Origin of the sequence: Achromobacter anxifer (assembly GCF_903652925.1) — a bacterium.
GTDB classification, from domain to species: domain Bacteria; phylum Pseudomonadota; class Gammaproteobacteria; order Burkholderiales; family Burkholderiaceae_B; genus Achromobacter; species Achromobacter anxifer.
On sequence record NZ_CAHLAR010000023.1, the window covers coordinates 1 to 18,306 of the forward strand.

At 66.0% G+C, this 18,306-nt stretch carries 16 protein-coding genes and 3 tRNA genes; 11 read left to right on the forward strand and 8 right to left on the reverse strand.

Features of this window, described 5'->3' with window-relative positions:
- Both rluB and scpB read right to left on the reverse strand, forming a co-directional pair.
- On the reverse strand, positions 1-1,556 hold a 1,556-nt coding region (gene rluB, locus HWY37_RS33985), incomplete at its 3' end, for a 23S rRNA pseudouridine(2605) synthase RluB (protein WP_176090877.1).
- A 35-nt stretch (positions 1,557-1,591) separates the two neighbouring features.
- Complete coding sequence (scpB, locus tag HWY37_RS33990) at positions 1,592-2,836, reverse strand: SMC-Scp complex subunit ScpB (RefSeq protein ID WP_176090878.1); 1,245 nt, start codon at positions 2,834-2,836, stop codon at positions 1,592-1,594.
- 62 nt (positions 2,837-2,898) lie between these two features.
- Between scpB and HWY37_RS33995 the strand changes: the two genes are divergently transcribed.
- Positions 2,899-2,975: transfer RNA gene (locus HWY37_RS33995), tRNA-Met, on the forward strand.
- A 665-nt stretch (positions 2,976-3,640) separates the two neighbouring features.
- Here HWY37_RS33995 and HWY37_RS34000 read toward each other — a convergent pair.
- From HWY37_RS34000 to HWY37_RS34010, 3 genes are all read right to left on the reverse strand, one after another.
- Positions 3,641-4,546 carry a LysR family transcriptional regulator gene (locus tag HWY37_RS34000; protein WP_175210075.1) on the reverse strand — a complete coding sequence of 302 codons (906 nt, stop codon included), beginning with the start codon at positions 4,544-4,546 and terminating at the stop codon, positions 3,641-3,643.
- Positions 4,547-4,743: 197 nt separating this feature from the next.
- Entirely contained in the window at positions 4,744-5,745 is a 1,002-nt protein-coding gene (locus tag HWY37_RS34005) for a CobW family GTP-binding protein (protein ID WP_176090879.1), read from the reverse strand.
- Between the two features lie 93 nt (positions 5,746-5,838).
- Positions 5,839-5,914: transfer RNA gene (locus HWY37_RS34010), tRNA-Asn, on the reverse strand.
- A gap of 211 nt (positions 5,915-6,125) precedes the next feature.
- On the opposite strand from HWY37_RS34010, the gene HWY37_RS34015 reads away from it, so the two are divergent.
- From HWY37_RS34015 to HWY37_RS34030, 4 genes are all read left to right on the forward strand, one after another.
- Positions 6,126-6,201: transfer RNA gene (locus tag HWY37_RS34015), tRNA-Thr, on the forward strand.
- Between the two features lie 107 nt (positions 6,202-6,308).
- Positions 6,309-6,968 carry a response regulator gene (locus HWY37_RS34020; RefSeq protein WP_175210071.1) on the forward strand — a complete coding sequence of 220 codons (660 nt, stop codon included), beginning with the start codon at positions 6,309-6,311 and terminating at the stop codon, positions 6,966-6,968.
- Positions 6,965-8,293 (forward strand): ATP-binding protein, encoded by a 1,329-nt coding sequence (locus tag HWY37_RS34025; protein WP_175210069.1) that lies wholly within the window; start codon positions 6,965-6,967, stop codon positions 8,291-8,293. Before HWY37_RS34020 ends, HWY37_RS34025 begins: the two co-directional genes overlap by 4 nt.
- A 76-nt stretch (positions 8,294-8,369) precedes the next feature.
- Entirely contained in the window at positions 8,370-9,809 is a 1,440-nt protein-coding gene (locus HWY37_RS34030; protein WP_175210067.1) for a DegQ family serine endoprotease, read from the forward strand.
- 22 nt (positions 9,810-9,831) lie between these two features.
- Here HWY37_RS34030 and maiA read toward each other — a convergent pair whose 3' ends face one another.
- From maiA to HWY37_RS34045, 3 genes are read right to left on the reverse strand one after another with little or no spacing between them, the layout of a single operon-like run.
- The gene (gene maiA, locus HWY37_RS34035; RefSeq protein WP_175210065.1) at positions 9,832-10,476 is read right to left on the reverse strand and encodes a maleylacetoacetate isomerase; all 645 of its coding nucleotides are present in this window, start codon (positions 10,474-10,476) and stop codon (positions 9,832-9,834) included.
- A 52-nt stretch (positions 10,477-10,528) separates the two neighbouring features.
- Positions 10,529-11,506: a 4-hydroxy-3-methylbut-2-enyl diphosphate reductase gene (gene ispH / locus HWY37_RS34040; RefSeq protein ID WP_175210063.1), complete on the reverse strand. Its 978-nt coding sequence runs from the start codon at positions 11,504-11,506 to the stop codon at positions 10,529-10,531.
- The gene (locus tag HWY37_RS34045; RefSeq protein ID WP_175210061.1) at positions 11,506-11,982 is read right to left on the reverse strand and encodes an FKBP-type peptidyl-prolyl cis-trans isomerase; all 477 of its coding nucleotides are present in this window, start codon (positions 11,980-11,982) and stop codon (positions 11,506-11,508) included. The genes ispH and HWY37_RS34045 overlap by 1 nt, the downstream gene beginning before the upstream one ends.
- A gap of 50 nt (positions 11,983-12,032) precedes the next feature.
- Here HWY37_RS34045 and radC point away from each other — a divergent pair, with 50 nt between their 5' ends.
- The 6 genes from radC (at position 12,033) to HWY37_RS34075 (ending at position 18,211) form a co-directional block, all read left to right on the forward strand.
- Positions 12,033-12,710 carry a RadC family protein gene (radC, locus tag HWY37_RS34050; protein WP_175210059.1) on the forward strand — a complete coding sequence of 226 codons (678 nt, stop codon included), beginning with the start codon at positions 12,033-12,035 and terminating at the stop codon, positions 12,708-12,710.
- A gap of 96 nt (positions 12,711-12,806) precedes the next feature.
- Entirely contained in the window at positions 12,807-13,433 is a 627-nt protein-coding gene (kynB, locus tag HWY37_RS34055; RefSeq protein ID WP_175210057.1) for an arylformamidase, read from the forward strand.
- Between the two features lie 181 nt (positions 13,434-13,614).
- Positions 13,615-14,463 carry a tryptophan 2,3-dioxygenase gene (gene kynA, locus HWY37_RS34060; protein WP_175210055.1) on the forward strand — a complete coding sequence of 283 codons (849 nt, stop codon included), beginning with the start codon at positions 13,615-13,617 and terminating at the stop codon, positions 14,461-14,463.
- Between the two features lie 227 nt (positions 14,464-14,690).
- Entirely contained in the window at positions 14,691-14,957 is a 267-nt protein-coding gene (locus HWY37_RS34065; protein ID WP_175210053.1) for a type B 50S ribosomal protein L31, read from the forward strand.
- Between the two features lie 126 nt (positions 14,958-15,083).
- Positions 15,084-16,814 (forward strand): ArnT family glycosyltransferase, encoded by a 1,731-nt coding sequence (locus HWY37_RS34070; protein WP_175210051.1) that lies wholly within the window; start codon positions 15,084-15,086, stop codon positions 16,812-16,814.
- A complete protein-coding gene (locus HWY37_RS34075; protein ID WP_175210049.1) occupies positions 16,811-18,211 on the forward strand; it encodes an MATE family efflux transporter in 1,401 nt (466 codons plus the stop codon). Before HWY37_RS34070 ends, HWY37_RS34075 begins: the two co-directional genes overlap by 4 nt.
- Positions 18,212-18,306 lie beyond the last annotated feature (95 nt).

Genomic DNA, 18,306 nt, shown 5'->3' on the forward strand with positions numbered 1-18,306 from the left:
CCGGCAGGCTTGCCGCCCGCCGGCTTGCGGCCGCCGCCGGCCGGGGCCTCGGCCACATTACCGAAGCCGGCATCGACCGACGCCACATTGCCCGGCTGACCGCCGGCTGCGGCTGCGCGGGGCCCCCGCGGCTTGCCGCCAGATTTGTTTCCAGGCTTGCCGCCGCCTTGCTTGGCGCCCGGCCTGCCACCGCCGGCCGCGGCCCGGCCGCCAGCGGACTTGCCGCTCTTGCGGTTGCCGCCCGCGCCTTCCCCGGACAGGGGATGGCCATTGGCATAGCCACCGGCAATCATCAGGCCCGTACCGAACGGATCCGACGGACACGCGGCCGCCTGGCCGGCGCTGCCCTGCCGGCCGCCCTGCAACTTGCCGCGGCGGCCGATGCGGGCGCCATTCATGCCGTTGCGGTCCATGGTGCCAAAGCCTGGAGGCAGCGCGCTGTCATGGGACTGCGGTTGCTTGGAGCGCCGGCGGTTGCCGCCAGACTCGTCGTCGTCACGCAACAGTCCCAGCTGGACCATCAGGGCGGTAACGAGCGAGGGATCCAATTCTTCCCAGCGGCCGCGGCGCAACGTGCGCGGCAGGACCACGTCACCGAAGCGGGTGCGGATCAGCCGACTGACGGTGACGCCCACGGCTTCGAACATGCGGCGAACTTCGCGGTTGCGGCCTTCCTGCAGGGTGACCCGGTACCAGCGGTTGCTGCCGTCGCCGCCCAGGTAGTCCAGCGAACCGAACGCAGCCATGCCGTCGTCCAGTTCGATGCCATCGACCAGCGACTGGCGCTGGGCCTCGTCCATCTCGCCCAGCACGCGGACCGCGTACTCGCGCTCCGTGCCGTAGCGCGGATGCATGATGCGGTTGGCCATGTCGCCGGAGGTCGTGAAGATCAGCAGGCCTTCCGTATTCAGGTCCAGGCGGCCGACCGACAGCCATTTGCCGGTGCGCAGCTTGGGCAGGCGGGCGAAGACGCTGGCGCGACCGCCCGGGTCGTCATGGCTGACGATCTCTCCGGCCGGCTTGTGATACAGGATCACGCGCGGCGGCTTCTTCGTATTGGCGCGCATGATGGGCTTGCCGTTCACGCGCACCTGGTCGTTGGGCGCCACGCGCTGGCCGATATGGGCCGGCTCGCCGTTGACCGACACCCGCCCCGCGACGATCAGTTCTTCCATTTCGCGGCGCGAACCAATGCCGGCGTCCGCCAGCACCTTGTGCAGCTTGGGCATGACCGAATCGCTGTTCAGGTACTTGCCCAGGCGCTGCTCCATGCGATCCGCGGTTTCCAGGTACGACAGCGCCTGTTCGGCTTCCTGCTCCGTGCCGCGCGACTCCTGCGGCTCGGCCTGAGCGGCGACATCCGCCACGGGTTGCGCCTGGGCCTCGCCTGCCGGCGCCTGCTCGGCCGCGGCGTCGCCGCGACGGCGGCGGAACGGCGTTCTCAGCTTGCGGCCGCGCCCGCGGGCGCCCGCCTCGCCTTCGGCCGCGGGTGCGGCGGAGGCATCCGGCTGGCCGCTGGAAACGGCATCATCTGAACGGGGGTTGTCGTCCTGCATTGCTGTATTCGTTGTCACTGGGACAGCTCCGAATTTCAAACTTGGGTGGGCCTGCCTGCGGCAGGCTCGTCATCATCTGGGGATGCCGGCTCTCGTTCAGCCTCGGGCCGCTCGAAGCCTGCCTCGTCCGATTCCGGGGAGGCGGCATCCGGGCCAGGCCGAACAGGATCGCCAAGACCGGAAGCGGGCTCATGCCCGGCGGCGCCATGCGCCGCAGTATCGGTCTCGTCAATCGGGTCGGTCGGTTCCGCGTGTTTTGCGTTCTCGACGCTTTCCTTTGCAGCGCCGGCTTCTGGGGCATCGGCGGCCATATCGGAAATGTCGTTGCCAGCCGTGTCGTCGGGAAAACCGGACATGGTCGGCGTATTGGACAAGCCTTCGGCTTGCTCCCGGACGGTGGATTCGTCGGCGGGATCCGCGCCTTCTTCTGTGCGCGAAAGCACGGATTCTACGCTATCGACCGGGGCTATGGGTACATCCTGTTCCGAAACAGACAATTCCGCAACCGGAATACTCATTTCGGATTCCGTTTCCTCGCCTGCCGCGGCAGACGCAACGCTCTCGGCGCCGGCTTCGCCTTCGGCCGCGATTTCGGACGACTGGGCAGCGCCCTCGCCGGCCTCGGCGGCGGGTTCGCCCCCCTCTGCCTCGGCGGCAGGTTCGCCCTCGTCGCCGGCAGCCTCGGCGGCAACCTCTTCCCCGCCAAGGACCTGCTGCACCTCGCCCAGGTCCAGTCCGGCCAGCGCAGCCGCCGCCTGGGCGGATTCCAGCGCGGGCAGCTCGTCCAGCGCGCGCAAGCCCAGGTCATCCAGGAACTGGCGCGTGGTGCCGAACAAGGCGGGACGGCCCGGCGCATCGCGGTGGCCGATGACTTCGATCCAGCCGCGATCCTCAAGCGCCTTGACAATCTGGGACGACACCGTGACGCCACGGATGTCTTCGATGTCGCCACGCGTCACCGGTTGGCGCCAGGCCACGATGGCCAGCGTTTCCATCACGGCGCGCGAGTACTTCGGCGGTTTTTCCGGATTAAGCCGCTCCAGATAGCGCTGCATCCGCGGACGGCTTTGAAACCGCCAACCGGTGGCCAATTGCACCAGCTCCAGGCCGCCGTCGGCCCAGTTGGCCTGCAACGTCTCAAGCAGCGAGCGCAACGCGCTGTTGTCGAATTGTTCATCGTCCCCGAACAGCTTGCGCATATCGGACAGTTGCATCGGCTGCGCCGCGCAGAGCAGCGCGGTTTCCAACACGAGTATTGCCTCGCTATCGTTCATCGACATTCAAATTCAAAAAGGGCTAACTTGCGCTAGGTTGAAAATAAGGCTACTATTCATTTCTCAGACGCGGGGTGGAGCAGTCTGGCAGCTCGTCGGGCTCATAACCCGAAGGTCGTAGGTTCAAATCCTGCCCCCGCAACCAAATTGATCGAGGCCTGGCGTATTCGCCGGGCCTTTTTCATTTGCGGCGCCGGCGGACAACAAAAATCCCGACAAAAAACCGGATTCGGAACAGGCGCGGACGGAACAAGTACCAACGGAACAAGCACAAGCGGAACAGGCGCAGACACCCGCCGCCGCGCCGGCAGCCTCGGCGGCGCGCCAGCAACAGACAGCATTGGTTTGCGAAGCTCTCACTGGATTCCTGTGTTTACCGCCATGCGCCCCGGGCATGCATTCCCCGGACGTGTGCCGAAACGACCGCGCCAACCGGGATTGGGCGGAATGCCTATGGAGCACGCCGGTAATCCGGCGCAGCCTTCCTATGGCAATCGATATCAAGGACCTGAATCGTCAGGCATCAGGCATGCGGAGTGGCGGACAGACCGCCAACAACCCAGAAACCCGATGCGCTCCCCTGGTGCACACGGAAACCGGTTCCGTGATGCAGCGGCTCATTCCCAAGCCGAAACTACGATTCTTAGATGTTTTCTACGACTACATGCTGGCGGATTTTCAACCCGCCACACCGCAAGTTCGCTGGGAAAAGCCCCGGCCAGCCGCGCAATGCATGTTCAAGCAGTTGTTTGATTATACCGTCATATACCCCACCCTCAAGCCCGCGGGCGACGGCCGGCGGCGCAAAAACTACGAAGCCGGCTTGTCCCAGGGCGTGGATTCGAGGCGATCGACCAGGAAATCCAGCATGGACCGCAGGATCAGAGGCATCTGGCGACGCGAGGCATAAACCCCGTAAATACCCAATTCCTGAGGCTTGCTCTGCGTCAGGATCGCCCGCAAGCGGCCCGACGCAATATAGTCCGCGGCGTAGTAGGTCGGAAGCATGGCGATGCCCGCCCCCTCCACCGCGGCGCGCAGCAAGACCGACACCTCATTCGCGCTGATGTTGCCGCTGACAGGCACATCCACCGGCTCGCCGTCGCGCTCGAAGCGCCAAAGGCTCTTGCCGAAGTACGAGTGCGTCAGGCAGTTGCGCAAGGACAGATCCTCGATGCGCGCCGGAACGCCCTCGCGCTGAAGATAATCGGGCGAAGCACACACGACCGAACGGCAGACGGCCAGCTTGCGGGCAATCAGGTTGGGATCCAGGTCATTGGTGATGCGCACCGCCAGATCCACCCGCTCTTCCACCAGATTGACGGCGCGGTCGACCAGCATCAGATCCACCGAGGTGCCCGGATGCAGCTTGACGTAGTCGGTGATGGCGCTGGCCAGATGGCGCGAGCCGAACGACATGCTGGTGGTAATACGCAACAGGCCGCGCGGCGTGTCATCCGGCGTGGACACTGCGCTGCGCAGATCTCCCACCATATCCAGCATCTGCCGGCAGCGCGGCAGCGTCTCCGCGCCGGCGGGAGTCAGACTCAGGCGCCGGGTCGTGCGATGCAGCAAGCGCACCCCCACCCACTGCTCCATCTCAGCCAGATAGCGCGACACCATGGCGCGGGACATATCCAGATGAATCGCCGCCGCCGACAGGCTTCCCCTGTCAGCGACTTCCACGAACACCTGCATGGCTTTCAAACGATCCATGATTGTCTCGATTCTTGCACCAGACCGCTCCGTTTATACCGTATTCGGTGCAACGCCGACACCCGGATCAGGCCCCTTCAACTGCAATTTCTTGTAAACGCACCCCTAACAGGCAGTGCGATCAAGACCTTGCCAACGCAGCCTCGACAGAAAGCGCAATCAAAACTCCGCAAGCGCACTCTCAGCAGGAAATGCGATCAAGGCGCCGGCTGCCCCAAAGCGGCACACACCTCGCCACGGACCTCGCCAGCGTCCAGCCCACGCAAGATGCAGACCAGCCGCGACTGGCGATCATCGTCCGGCCAGTTGTCGAGCTGACGGATCGGATAAAGCTCGCCATGCACGCCGTGCACCTCGCACGGCAGCACCTCGCCCTCGAAGCACACCAACCCCTTCGTCCGCAGCAGGCCAGCGCCGAAGCGCTCCTGGACACGTGAGATCCCTGCAAGAAACGCCGCGCGCACAATGGGCGCCGGCAGGGCCAGCGAAAAACTGGCCACACCCCCATGCCCCGCGACGCGCTGCTGCGCGAACGGACGCAGCCAATCGGCCAGGGCGATGCCGTCGCGCCGAGCCTGCATATCGAGACCCACGCTCAACGCCCCGGCCAGCGGCGCATCGGGCCATTGCACGCAGTGCCGCGCGCCGGGATTGATGCCCATGACCGCCTGTTGCAGCTGCTCCAACTGCCCGGCGTCCGCCAGATCCGGCTTACTGAACACCACGACGTCCGCCAGGGCCAGTTGTCGCGCCGCCTCGGGCTGATCCCGCAATTGCGCCAGACCGTGGCGTGCGTCCGCCAACACGATCGCCCCCCGGTACGCGTAGCGTTCGGACAGGAAGCGGTCATGCTTGAGCGTGAACAGGATGGGCGCGGGATCGGCGAGCCCGCTGGTTTCGATAATGACGCGGCGAAAGGGCTTGATCTTGCGGCCGAGCGCCAGCATGAACAATTCACGCAACGCGTCGACCACCGCGCCGCTGACGACGCAGCACAGACAACCGCCCTCGACCAGCACAATGCTGTCGCGCGCCTGGCGGACCAGATGATGATCCACGCCCACTTCACCGTATTCGTTGACAATGACGACCGCATCGGCATAGGCCGGATCGCGCAGCAGCCGGTTGAGCAGCGACGTCTTGCCGCTGCCCAGGAAACCGGAAATCACCGTGACGCCTATGCGCTTGTCGCCTTCCATGCCACCGCTCCGATGCCGTCCGCAGCGCGGCGGACAATATGCACGACGAAAACCAAAAGGGCCATTCACTTGCGTGAATGACCCTGAATTCTTTGGCTCCCCGAGCTGGGCTCGAACCAGCGACCTGCGGATTAACAGTCCGTCGCTCTACCGACTGAGCTATCGGGGAACTGCTAAGAAACGAGATTATGAACTAAAAATTCGAGGTGTGCAAATCGACAAGTTTCTGGGATCTTTTTCGATGCCCGTTTCCAATCGCCAAAAAACTCTGATATGATCTCGGTCTTTCCAGATCGGGCCCCATAAATCGGGACACGGACTGGAAAAAAAACAAAGATGTTTTTGCCCGCGGTTCCAGCAGGAACGAGGCAAATGGTCTTGCCGGCATAGCTCAGTTGGTAGAGCAGCGCATTCGTAATGCGAAGGTCGTAGGTTCGACTCCTATTGCCGGCACCAGATTCCTAAAAGCAGCCCTCTCGGGCTGCTTTTTTCATTTCCGCGCCCGGGAACTCCGTCGCGCCGCCGCGCGTCCAACTTGCTGGACCAACCTGGCGGACACGACCATGCGCATTCTTCTTGTCGAAGACGACCTCATGATAGGCGAGAGCGTGCTGGACTGCCTGCGCGCCGAACGCTATGCCGTCGACTGGGTCAAGGACGGCAACGCCGCGGAACTCGCGCTGCGCACCGACGCCTACGACCTGATTCTTCTGGACCTGGGTCTGCCCAAGCGCGACGGCCTGTCGTTGCTGCGCGACCTGCGCGCGCGCAAGGACCGCACGCCGGTGCTGATCGCCACCGCCCGCGATGCGGTCAGCGACCGCATCGCGGGCCTGGATGCCGGCGCCGACGACTACATCGTCAAACCCTACGACGTGGATGAACTGCTGGCCCGCATGCGCGCGCTGATCCGGCGCAGCGCCGGCCGCGCCGAGCCGGTGTTCGAGCACGAAGGCATCACCATCGATCCGCAGTCCCACGCGGCGATGGTGGACGGCGCCCCGGTGGCGCTGACCGCCCGCGAATGGGCCGTGCTGGAACCGCTGATCGCGCGGCCGGGCATGATCTTTTCGCGCGCGCAGCTGGAAGAAAAGCTGTACAGCTGGAAAGACAGCATCAGCAGCAACGCGGTTGAGGTTTATATTCATGGCCTGCGCAAGAAACTGGGTCCGAACCTGATCCAGAACGTCAGAGGCGTCGGCTATGTCATCCCCAAAACATGAGCATTCCGCTTAGCTACTCACTGAGAGCCAGGCTGCTTTTCTTCCTGTTGGCCGCCATCGTGGTGGGCGCGCTGGTGCAAGGCGCCATCGCCTACCGCAGCACGCTGGCGCAGGCCGACGACATTTTCGATTCACTGCTGCAGCGCACCGCCCTGTCGCTGGGCACCGGCAACGGCCTGCTCACCACCGACCCGGCGCACGCGCGCGGCGCGGGCTCGCCCGTGGCCGATGATTTCATCATCCAGATCTGGACGCCCGACGGCGTGCGCGTCTTCAATTCGCGCTCGCGCCGCCCGCTGCCGGACCAGATCGTGCTCGGCTTTTCGGATGCCAGGATGGAGGGCAGCACCTACCGTGTGTATTCGCTCGCCACGCCCTTCCAGGTTATCCAGGTGGCGCAGGACATGGCCGTGCGCACAAGCATGGCGCGCGCGCTGGCGCTGCGCACCATCGCCCCCATCGCCGCCGCCGCGCCCCTGCTGATGCTGATCGTCTGGTGCGTGGTCAGCTGGTCGCTGCGGCCCGTGAAGCGGGCGCGCGCGCAGGTGGCGGCGCGCCAGCCCGAGGACCTCTCCCCCGTCAGCGTGGAGGGGCTACCCGACGAGATCCGGCCGCTGGTGCTGGAACTGAATCTGCTCCTGGAGCGCATGCGCGGCGCCTTCGCGCAGCAGAAGCAATTCGTCGGTGACGCCGCGCACGAGCTGCGTTCGCCGCTGGCGGCGCTGCGCCTGCAGTTGCAGGCCTTGCAACGCGCCGGCGATGGCGACGCTCGCCGCCTGGCCGAACAGCGTCTGGCCGCCGGCATCGATCGGGCCACGCGCCTGGTGGAACAACTGCTGTCCATGGCCCGCCACGAAAGCGCCGCCGGACAGACGGCTCCCGTGGCGGTGGACCTGGCCGACGTGCTGCGCCAGGCGCTCTCTGAAATGCTGCCCCAGGCCAACGCCAAGGCGATCAGCATCGATCTGGACGGCGCGCCGCAGGCATGGGTGCAAGGAAACCGCGACGCGCTGACGCTGCTGGCGCGCAACCTGCTGGACAACGCGATCAAATACACGCCCGCCGGCAAACGCATCCATCTTCACCTAGAGCAGCAGCCCGGCAAAGCCGCGCTCCTGATCGACGACGAAGGCCCCGGCATCGCGCCCGAGGAACGCGCGCGCGTGTTCGACCGCTTCTACCGCGTCGAAGGCAATGCGCAACACGGCAGCGGCCTGGGCCTGGCGATCGCGCGCGCCATCGCGGACCAGCACCGCGCAACCATGGAACTGCAGGACGCGCCGGACGGCCCGGGCCTGCGCGTGAAGGTGGTTTTTCCGGCTTAAGCCCGCCTTTAAGACTCGCCTAAGTGTCAGGCCCGAAGATAGCGCCATGTCCTTCAACATGAACGCAGGAGCCGACATGAAGACCACCCAAATGAAACCCTCGCGCCTGGTGCTGGCGCTGCTGGCAGCCGGCGCCATTGGCGGCGCGGGCGCAACCGCCCTCACCGGCGGCGTTTCGATGGCGGCCGACGCGCCGGCCATTTCCTCCCTCCAGTCGCCTGGCACGTCCAGCCCGCCCAACTTCGCGCAGATCACTCGCGACTTCGGGCCGGCCGTGGTGAACATCAGCGTCAGCGGCACCCGCAAGGTGTCCGCCGATGACGACGATCCCTTTGCCCAATTCTTCGGCCAGATCCCCGGCGCACGCGGCCAGCGGCCTGCGCGCGAGGTGCCCATGCGTGGCGAAGGCTCTGGTTTCATCATCAGCGCCGACGGCATCATCCTGACCAATGCGCACGTGGTGCAGGACGCCAAGGAAGTCACGGTCAAGCTGACCGACCGCCGCGAATACAAGGCCAAGGTGCTGGGTTCGGACCCGCAGACCGACGTGGCCGTGCTCAAGATCGACGCCAAGAACCTGCCGGTGGTGAAGGTAGGCGACGTCAACCAGCTGCAGGTGGGCGAATGGGTGCTGGCCATCGGCTCGCCCTACGGCCTGGAAAACACCGCCACCGCGGGTATCGTCAGCGCCAAGGGCCGCTCCCTGCCCGACGACACCTCGGTGCCCTTCATCCAGACGGATGTGGCGGTCAACCCCGGCAATTCGGGCGGCCCGCTGTTCAACGACCGCGGCGAAGTGGTGGGCATCAACTCGCAGATCTACAGCCGCACCGGCGGATTCCAGGGCCTGTCGTTCTCGATCCCGATCGACGTGGCGTACAAGATCAAGGATCAGATCCTGGAGCATGGCAAGGTGCAGCACGCCAGGCTCGGCGTGACGGTACAGGAGGTGAATCAGGACCTGGCCAACTCGTTCAAGCTGGATACGCCCACGGGCGCGCTGGTGTCCAGCGTGGAGAAAGGCAGCGCGGCCGAGAAGGCGGGCCTGCAGCCCGGCGACGTGGTCCGCAAGATCGACGGCAAGACCATCGTGTCCTCGGGCGACCTGGCCTCCACCATCACGCTGGCCACGCCGGGCGAGAAGATCAAGCTGGATGTCTGGCGCAATGGCTCGCAGAAGGAGCTGGTCGCCACCCTGGGCGGGGTGCCCAAGGACAAGACGCAGACTGCCGCGGGTGACCAGGAAGTGCAGCGCGGCCAGCTCGGTCTGGCGCTGCGCCCGCTGAGCCCGCAGGAACAGCAGGCGGCTGGCGCCGAAGGCTTGCTGATCGAACGCTCGATCGGGCCGGCCGCCAAGGCCGGGATCGAGCCGGGCGACGTGCTGCTGTCCTTGAACGGCGTGCCGGTGCACAACGTGGCGCAGGTCAAGGAAGCGCTGTCCAAGGCGGGCAAGACGGTCGCCCTGCTGGTACAGCGCGGCGAAGACAAGATCTTCGTGCCGGTGCAGATCGGCTGAGCCGGTCCGCGTCCGGCTGGCGTTACTCCGCGTCGGGCTGCTTGCCCGGCGCGGCCGCGTCGAAGGCTGGCAGCGCGCGGCAGGCGGCGTCGATGCGCACCACGTTGGGCATGGCCGACAGGTCGCAATCGAAACGCTGCGCGTTCGCCACCTGGGGCACCAGGCACAGGTCGGCGATCGTGGGCGTATCCCCATGGCAGAAACGGCCGGTGGCGGAAGAACCCGCCAGTTGGGCCTCCAGGGCTTCCAGACCCTGGTGCACCCAGTGCTTGTACCAGGCCGTCTTGGCGGCCTCGTCCACGCCCAGGGTGTGCTTCAGGTACTTCAGCACGCGCAGATTGTTCAGGGGATGCGTGTCGCAGGCGATGCCCAGGGCCAGATCCCGCACCCGCGCCCGGCCGACCGCGTCCGCCGGCAGCAAGGGCACCTCGGGATGCGTCTCTTCCAGGTATTCGATGATGGCCAGCGACTGTCCGATGACGGCGTCGCCGTCGATCAGCGTGGGCACCAGCGCCGTCGGGTTCACCTTGCGGTAGTCCGCCGACAACTGCTGGCCGCCATCCTTCAGCAGGTGCACCGGCAGATATTCGTAAGGCAGGCCCTTGAGGTTCAGGGCGATGCGCACCCGGTACGCGGCCGAGCTGCGAAAGTAGCTGTACAACTGCATGAAGTCTCCTTGGTGTTCTTGTGACGCGGCGCCGTCTCGGGCGCCGCCAGTCTCATTCCAGCGATTCCGTCTGCGCCGACTTGCGCGACAGCCCCTTGGGCAGCGGGAACGCCACATTCTCTTCGAGGCCCGGCATGGTGCGCACGGACACCGCGCCCAGCTCCTTGACCCGGTCGATCACCTGCTGCACCAGGATCTCGGGCGCGGAAGCGCCAGCCGTCACGCCGATGCGCTTGCGGCCCACCAGCCACTCGGGCTTGATGGAATGCGCGCCATCGATCAGGTAGGACGCCACGCCCTTGCGCTCGGCCACTTCGCGCAGCCGGTTCGAGTTGGAACTGTTGGGGCTGCCCACCACCAGCACCAGGTCGCAATCCGGCGCCATCACCTTGACCGCGTCCTGGCGGTTCTGGGTGGCGTAGCAGATATCGCTTTTCTTAGGCTCGACGATATTCGGAAAGCGTTCCTTCAGCGCGCGCGACACGGCCGCCGCGTCGTCCACGGACAAGGTGGTCTGCGTGACGTAGGCCAGGTTTTCCGGATCCGTTACCTGCAGGCCGGCGACGTCTTCCACCGTCTCGACCAGGTACATGCCGCCCTGGGCCTGGCCCAGCGTGCCCTCGACCTCGGGATGGCCCTTGTGGCCGATCATGATGATCTCGCGGCCGGCGGCGCGCATGCGCGCCACCTCGATGTGGACCTTGGTGACCAGCGGGCACGTGGCGTCGAACACCCGCAGGCCGCGGGACTCGGCCTCGGCCCGCACCGCCTTGGACACGCCGTGCGCCGAGAACACCACGATGGAGCCGGCAGGCGCATCGTCCAGCTCGTCGATGAAGATGGCGCCCTTGGCGCGCAGATCTTCCACCACGTAGCGGTTGTGGACGATCTCGTGGCGCACGTAGATCGGCGCGCCGTGCAGTTCGAGCGCGCGCTCGACGATGTCGATGGCGCGATCCACGCCGGCACAGAAGCCGCGCGGCTGCGCCAGCAGGACTTCGGCGTCGGCGGCGGTGACAACCTGGCTCATCAGAGGACTCCCAAGAGCGCCACGTCGACCCGCAAGCTGATGCCCGCGAGCGGGTGGTTGAAATCGAACAGGGCCGATTCGTCGTTGATTTCTTTCAGGACGCCTGAATAGCGGCCGCCGTTGGGTGCGGCGAATTCCACCAGGTCACCCGGCTCGAAGGTGGCGTCGGCGCCGGCGTGTTCGGCCAGCATGGCGCGCGTGACGCGCTGAATGAGTTCCGGGTTGCGCTCGCCGTAGGCGTCGACCGGCTCGACCGTGACGCTGAAGCGCTCGCCTTCGGCGTGGCCAACCAGCGCCGCTTCCATGCCGGGCGCCCACTGGCCGCTGCCCATCTGCAGCGTGCCGGGACGTCCGTCGAAGGTGTCGGCGAACACGGAATCCTTGCCCGGCCCGGAGGCCAGGGTGATCCGGTAGTGCAGCGTTAGGTAGGAATCCGGACGGACAAAAACGTTCACTTCGTTAGAGGCGATGCTCAAGATCTGCCACCGTATATGCAATTGAATAAACCTTGATTTTAGAGCCTCTTATGAAATTGTCCGTCCGGCTGCCCAAACACGAGCGCCCCAGGGAGCGTTTGCTGCGCCACGGCGCCGCCGCCCTGCAGGACGCGGAACTGCTCGCCATTGCCCTGCGCACGGGCATTCCCGGCCTCAATGTCGTGGAACTCGGCAATCAGCTGCTGATCAGGTTTGGCGGCCTGCGCGGCCTGCTGGGTACCGCTCCCGAGGAACTGATGGCGGTTCCCGGCCTGGGCACGGCCAAGGCCAGCCTGCTGGCCGCGCTGCTGGAACTGGCCCGCCGGGCCATCGAGGAAGACCTGACTCGCAACGACAACCTGAACCACCCGCTACAGGTCAAGCAATACTGCAAGATGGCATTGGGGCATCGCCCGGTGGAGCACTGCATCGCCCTCTACCTGGACAACCGGCTGCGCCTCATCGCCACGGGCGAACTGGCGCGCGGCACCCTGTCCCAGGCCTCGGTCTACCCGCGCGAGGTCGTGCGCGAAGCCTTGCGGCACCACGCGGCCGCCCTCATCGTCGCCCACAACCATCCGTCCGGCCTGGCCGAACCCAGCGCCGCGGACCGCGGTTTCACCCAGCACCTGAAACAGGCGCTCGCCCTGGTGGACATCAGACTGGTGGACCACCTGATCGTGGCCGCCAGCACCGTGGTGTCCATGGCGGAAATCGGCAGCCTGTAGGACTGCGCCGGGGGCTGCGCAGCAGGCCCGAATTCGTTAGACTACCGCCCGCAATTGCTTTAGGCTTAACGCATCCATCGACCCTTTCCGCCTGACATGAAACGCTTGTGGGATATTTCCCCGCCCGTCTCCACGGCTTCGCCTGTGTTCCCGGGCGACACGCCGTACCGCCAGCAATGGAAGTGGTCGCTCGCGCCCGGCTGTCCGGTCAATGTCAGCGAAATCACGCTGTCCCCGCATATCGGCGCGCACGCTGACGCCCCCTTGCACTACGAGAATGGCGCCGCCTCCATCGGGGCCGTCTCCCTGGAACCGTTCCTGGGCCCCTGCCGCGTCATCCATGCCATCGATTGCGGTCCGCTCATCACGGTGGACCACCTGGCCCATGCGGCCCTGAACCTCCCGCCCCGCGTGCTGGTGCGCACCGCCAAGCATGCCGCGCAAGACTGGTGGACCGACGATTTCTCCGCCTACGCGCCCCAGACCATCGAATGGCTGGCCGAACGCGGCGTCATGCTGATCGGCCTGGATACGGCCAGCATCGACCCCGCCTCCAGCAAGACCCTGGACAGCCACCACACGATCTTGCGGCACGACATGCGGGTACTGGAGAACCTGGTGCTCGACAATGTGCCGGAAGGCGATTACGAGTTGATCGCACTGCCGTTGGCGCTGGTCCAGGCCGATGCCAGCCCGGTACGCGCCGTCTTGCGCGAACTGTAGGCTGGTCCGCTGACCATGGTGCGGCTGATCCGCGATCAGCCGCCGGTTCTGGAAGCACGACCATGCAACAATATCTCTGCCCGCGCGCGGCGCATGCCTGCGCCCGCCCCTACGCGCCCCACTGGCGCGCACTCCCCGCATCCGCCCGCCGCGCCGCCCCGCCCTGCCAAGGAGGCCGCGCATGAGCCACTCCGAACGCCCCGAAGACATCGTCCGCCAGGAAAAAGCGCAGCTGGACTTCACGCGCGACATGACCTACGGCGATTACCTGCATCTGGACGAACTGCTGGGCGCGCAGCATCCGCTGTCGCCCGAGCACAACGAGATGCTCTTCATCATCCAGCATCAGACCAGCGAACTCTGGATGAAGCTGATGCTGCACGAGTTGCGCGCGGCCATTGCCAACGTGGCCGCCGACCGGCTGCAGCCCGCCTTCAAGATGCTGGCCCGCGTCAGCAAGATCATGGAACAGCTGGTCCATGCCTGGGACGTGCTGGCGACCATGACGCCGCCCGAGTACTCCGCCCTGCGCCCCTACCTGGCCCGCTCCAGCGGATTCCAGAGCTACCAGTACCGCCAGGTCGAGTTCCTGCTGGGCAACAAGAATGCAGCCATGCTCAAGCCGCACGCGCACCGCGAAGACTTGCTGGCCCAGGTGCGCAGCGCCTATGAAGCCCCTTCGCTGTACGACGAAGCGCTGCGACTGCTGGCGCGCCACGGCCTGGACGTACCGGCCGATCACCTTGAGCGGGACTGGACCCAGCCCTACCAATCCTCGGCGGGCGTCGAAGCGGCCTGGCTGACCGTATACCGGCAGCCCGACAAGTACTGGGATCTGTACCAGCTGGGCGAAAAGCTGACCGACCTGGAAGACGCGTTCCGCCTGTGGCGATTCCGCCACGTCACCACCGTCGAACGGGTCATCGGTTTCAAGCGCGGCACCGGCGGCACTTCGGGCGTGGATTACCTGCGCCGCATGCTGGAAGTGGTGCTGTTCCCCGAGATCTGGAAGCTGCGCACCGATCTCTGACACTTGACCGTAATCCGGCCCCAATTTTAGGCAAGGGCGGCTCCTGGCAACTTGGCCGTCCCTGCCTCTTGGCCTGGCCAAATTTCCCATGCTAGAATTTGGGGTTACTTTTTGGATACGTGGCAGAACGACCCGCGATGTTTGGCTGGGTTTGTTTTCGGATGCATGGCGTCCTCGCTGGCGACCCTAACAACTTGAAAGGCTCGAAAGAGCCCTAGGAAAGCACCATGAAAGAAGGCATTCACCCCGAATACCGCGAAGTCGTCTTCGCCGACCTGCAAACGGGCAACAAGTTCATCACCCGCTCGACCGTGCAAACGCGCGAATCCATCGAACTGGATGGCAAGACGTACCCGCTCTTCAAGTGCGACGTGACCTCCGAATCGCACCCGTTCTACACGGGCGCCCAGACGCGCATCGTCGAAACCGGCCGCGTGGAAAAGTTCCGCGCCCGTTTCGCCCGCACCACCGGCACGGTCAAGTCCGCTTCCTGATCCTGTCGCTCCTGCGGGAGCCACAGCAAAAAGGCAGCCTCCGGGCTGCTTTTTTTTCTCCCCGGACCGCCTTGATTTGGCGCTGAGGGGCTAACGCAACCAGATCACTCGGTTACATTAACGCCCGTGTCCCCAATCTCGATTTCCACTCCGGCCCGGCTCACGTCCGTGGCCACCGCAAAACTGCCCAGGCTGATCCTGTTGGGCCTGTCGCTGGCCTATATCGTGGCCGGCCTGTTCATGCGCGACCCGTGGAAAACCGACGATGCGGTCGGATTGGCGACCATGATCACGGCGATCCGCGAAGGCGGCATCACCTGGCTGCTGCCCCAGGTCGGGCACCTGGCCCACGCAGAGGAAGGTCCGCTGATCACCTGGGTGGGCGCGATCAGCATCTGGCTGTTCGGCCCCTTCATCGGCGACATCACCGCCGGCCGCCTGCCCAATCTGCTGTGGTTCGGCATCACCGCCACCAGCGTCTGGTACGGCACCTACCTGCTTGGCCGCCGCGCCGAGGCCCAGCCGCTGGCGCTGCCTTTCGGCGGCGAGCCCGAGCCGCGCGACTACGGACGCATGCTGGCGGACGCCGCCCTGCTGCTACTGCTGGCCACGGTCGGCATCCTGCAGCGCACCCATGAAACCACCGTCGTACCCGCCATCATGGCGTGCCAGGCGCTTGCCTTCTATTCGCTGGCGCGCAGCATCGACCGTCCGTTCACCGGCACCACCACCCTCGGCATCGCCCTGGCCGCCAGCTTCCTGACCCGCGGCTGGGTAGGCGCGCTGCCCATCATGGTGGGCGCGGTCATCGCCTTCTACCCCCGCAGCCGCTTGTGGAAGTGCCGGCGCTGGCTGCCCTGGACGGCGCTGCTTGCCACCGCCCTGATCCTGGCCTGGTGGATCCCCGCCAGCAATAGCAGCGAATATTGGGTCCGCAACTGGAAGATCTGGAACCTGGCGTCCTTCGCGGTGCCGTCCTGGCACGACATCGGACGCACCCTGCGCGATCTGCCCTGGTATCTGTGGCCGACCTGGCCGCTGGCCCTGCTGGCCATCTGGCGCTGGCGCGCCTGGATCTATGCGCCCCATATCTGGCTGCCGCTGGCCCTGCTGGTCTGCGCGGCGCTGGCGCTGTTCGGCCTGGAGGAAGCCACGGATTCCGAATATGTGCTGCTGGCCGTTCCGGGCGCGGTGCTGGGCGCATTTTCGCTGCCCACGCTGCGCCGCGGCGTGGTCAACACGCTGGACTGGTTCGCCGTCATGTGTTTTTCGCTGACGGCAGCCACCGCCTGGCTAGGCTGGATCGCCCTGCACTTCCAATGGCCGGCGCAGATTTCGCGCAACATCGCCCGCCAGACCACCGGCTACCAGCCAGAAATATCCTGGGTCGCCTTCGCGCTGGCCCTGGCCTTCACCGTGGGCTGGGTTGCCCTGGTGGTATGGCGGCTGCGGGTCAAGCCGCAGGCGCTGTGGCGCGGCACCGTGCTGTCGGCCGGCGGCTTGACAGTGACCTGGATCCTGCTGGTGCTGCTGTGGCAACCCGCAGTGGACTATGCCCGCAGCTATCGCACCGTGTCGGGCGAACTGGCCCAGGCGCTGCAACAAAACATGCGTCCCGGCGAATGCGTGCGCGGGCTGAGCCTGGGCAGCGGACAGCGCGCCTCGTTCCTGATCTTCAATAACCTGACGTTCACTTTCGACTCGAAGTGCACGCTGGTTCTGCAGCAGACCAGCAACCAGAGCCTGCGCGACAACACGGCCGCCTACAGCGATGGCGCCGAAGTGCTGTGGCAAGGCGGCCGGCGCGCGGACCGCCAGGAAGTGTTCCGCCTGCTCAGGGTCGGCTCCAACCGATGACGCCCGCGTCCGCTGCGCCGATCAGCTTCGGCGCCACCCTGCGCGGCATCGTCAAGCAGGCCTGGCCGGTGCTGGTCAGCCAATGGGCCGGCATCTCCTTCGGCGTGCTGGACACCGCAATGACCGGCCATTCCAGCGCCGCCGACCTGGCGGCGATGGCACTGTCCGCGTCCATCTACATCACCATCTTCGTCGGGCTGATGGGCGTGGTGCACGCCCTGATCCCCATCCTGGCCCAGCACTTCGGCGCCGGCGACAATCTTGAGGTCGGCCGCAGCTGGGGCCAGGGAGTCTGGCTGGCGCTGGGACTGTCCGCGGTGGGCGCGGTGCTGCTGCTGTTCCCGAACATGTGGCTGTCCATGTCGGGCGAAGTCGCCCCCGGCGTGCGTGAACGCATCGGCTCCTATCTGCAGGCCCTGGTGCTGGCCCTGCCCGCTGCGCTAGTCTTCCGCACCATCTACGCGTTGGGCACCGCGGTGTCGCGCCCCAAGCTGGTCATGGCGATCAACCTGACGGCCATCGGCTTCAAGGCCTTTTTCAACTGGCTGTTCATCTACGGCAAGCTGGGCCTGCCGGCCATGGGCGCCACCGGCGCCGGACTGGCAACGGCCGTGGTGTCCTGGATGAGCCTGGGCCTCGGCCTGTGGGTCATCACCCATGACCGCTACTACCGCCGCTTCAAGCTGCACGTCGGCAAGCCCGACTGGCAGAAGCTCAAGGAACTGCTGCGCCTGGGCATCCCCATGGGCGGCTCCTATCTGGTGGAAGTGTCGGCCTTCACCTTCATGGCCCTGCTGGTGGCGCGCGAAGGCACCTTCGTGACCGGCGGCCACCAGATCATGTCCAACCTGGCGGCGCTCTGCTACATGATGCCCATGGCGCTGGGGGTGGCAACGGCCGCGCTGACCGCGCAGGCCATCGGCGCCGGCAATCTCGCCCACGCGCACCGCACCGGCATGGCCGGGCTGACGCTGGGCATCCTGGGCGCCTTGCTGACGGCGGCCGTGCTGCTGATCGGCCGCCCGCTGATCCTGGCCGCGTACACGGACAATCCCGAGGTGGCCGCGGTCGCGACCACGCTGCTGGCCGTCCTGCCGCTGTTCCATCTGTTCGATTCGATGCAATGCATCAACTCCTACCTGCTGCGCGCCTACAAGGTGGCCGTGGTACCGCTGCTGCTGCAGGTGATCGCGCTGGCGGGCGTGGGGCTGGTCGGCGGCTGGTGGTTCGGCTTCGGACCGGGCCGCGGCGGACTGGACGGCGTGCGCGCGATCCTGGTCCCCGGATCGCCCCAGGGCGCGGGCAGCATGTGGCTGATGGCCATGGTCGGCCTGGGGCTGTCGGCGGCCTTGCTGCATTACTGGTACCGGCGCATCGTGCGCGGGACGGTCAAATAAGAAAAGCAGCCTTGCGGCTGCTTTTTACTTCCAAGCAAAAGATCCCGCCCCGCCGCCAGGCCGCCCCCTCGGGGGGCAGCTAGCCCGCGCAGCGG

What these genes read in the sequence shown, in the direction of transcription:
- scpB (WP_176090878.1), bottom strand. Translation starts at nt 2,836, where the DNA reads ATGTCGATGAACGATAGCGAGGCAATACTCGTGTTGGAAACCGCGCTG.
- HWY37_RS34000 (WP_175210075.1), bottom strand. Translation starts at nt 4,546, where the DNA reads ATGGATCGTTTGAAAGCCATGCAGGTGTTCGTGGAAGTCGCTGACAGG.
- HWY37_RS34005 (WP_176090879.1), bottom strand. Translation starts at nt 5,745, where the DNA reads ATGGAAGGCGACAAGCGCATAGGCGTCACGGTGATTTCCGGTTTCCTG.
- HWY37_RS34020 (WP_175210071.1), top strand. Translation starts at nt 6,309, where the DNA reads ATGCGCATTCTTCTTGTCGAAGACGACCTCATGATAGGCGAGAGCGTG.
- HWY37_RS34025 (WP_175210069.1), top strand. Translation starts at nt 6,965, where the DNA reads ATGAGCATTCCGCTTAGCTACTCACTGAGAGCCAGGCTGCTTTTCTTC.
- HWY37_RS34030 (WP_175210067.1), top strand. Translation starts at nt 8,370, where the DNA reads ATGAAGACCACCCAAATGAAACCCTCGCGCCTGGTGCTGGCGCTGCTG.
- maiA (WP_175210065.1), bottom strand. Translation starts at nt 10,476, where the DNA reads ATGCAGTTGTACAGCTACTTTCGCAGCTCGGCCGCGTACCGGGTGCGC.
- ispH (WP_175210063.1), bottom strand. Translation starts at nt 11,506, where the DNA reads ATGAGCCAGGTTGTCACCGCCGCCGACGCCGAAGTCCTGCTGGCGCAG.
- radC (WP_175210059.1), top strand. Translation starts at nt 12,033, where the DNA reads ATGAAATTGTCCGTCCGGCTGCCCAAACACGAGCGCCCCAGGGAGCGT.
- kynB (WP_175210057.1), top strand. Translation starts at nt 12,807, where the DNA reads ATGAAACGCTTGTGGGATATTTCCCCGCCCGTCTCCACGGCTTCGCCT.
- kynA (WP_175210055.1), top strand. Translation starts at nt 13,615, where the DNA reads ATGAGCCACTCCGAACGCCCCGAAGACATCGTCCGCCAGGAAAAAGCG.
- HWY37_RS34065 (WP_175210053.1), top strand. Translation starts at nt 14,691, where the DNA reads ATGAAAGAAGGCATTCACCCCGAATACCGCGAAGTCGTCTTCGCCGAC.
- HWY37_RS34075 (WP_175210049.1), top strand. Translation starts at nt 16,811, where the DNA reads ATGACGCCCGCGTCCGCTGCGCCGATCAGCTTCGGCGCCACCCTGCGC.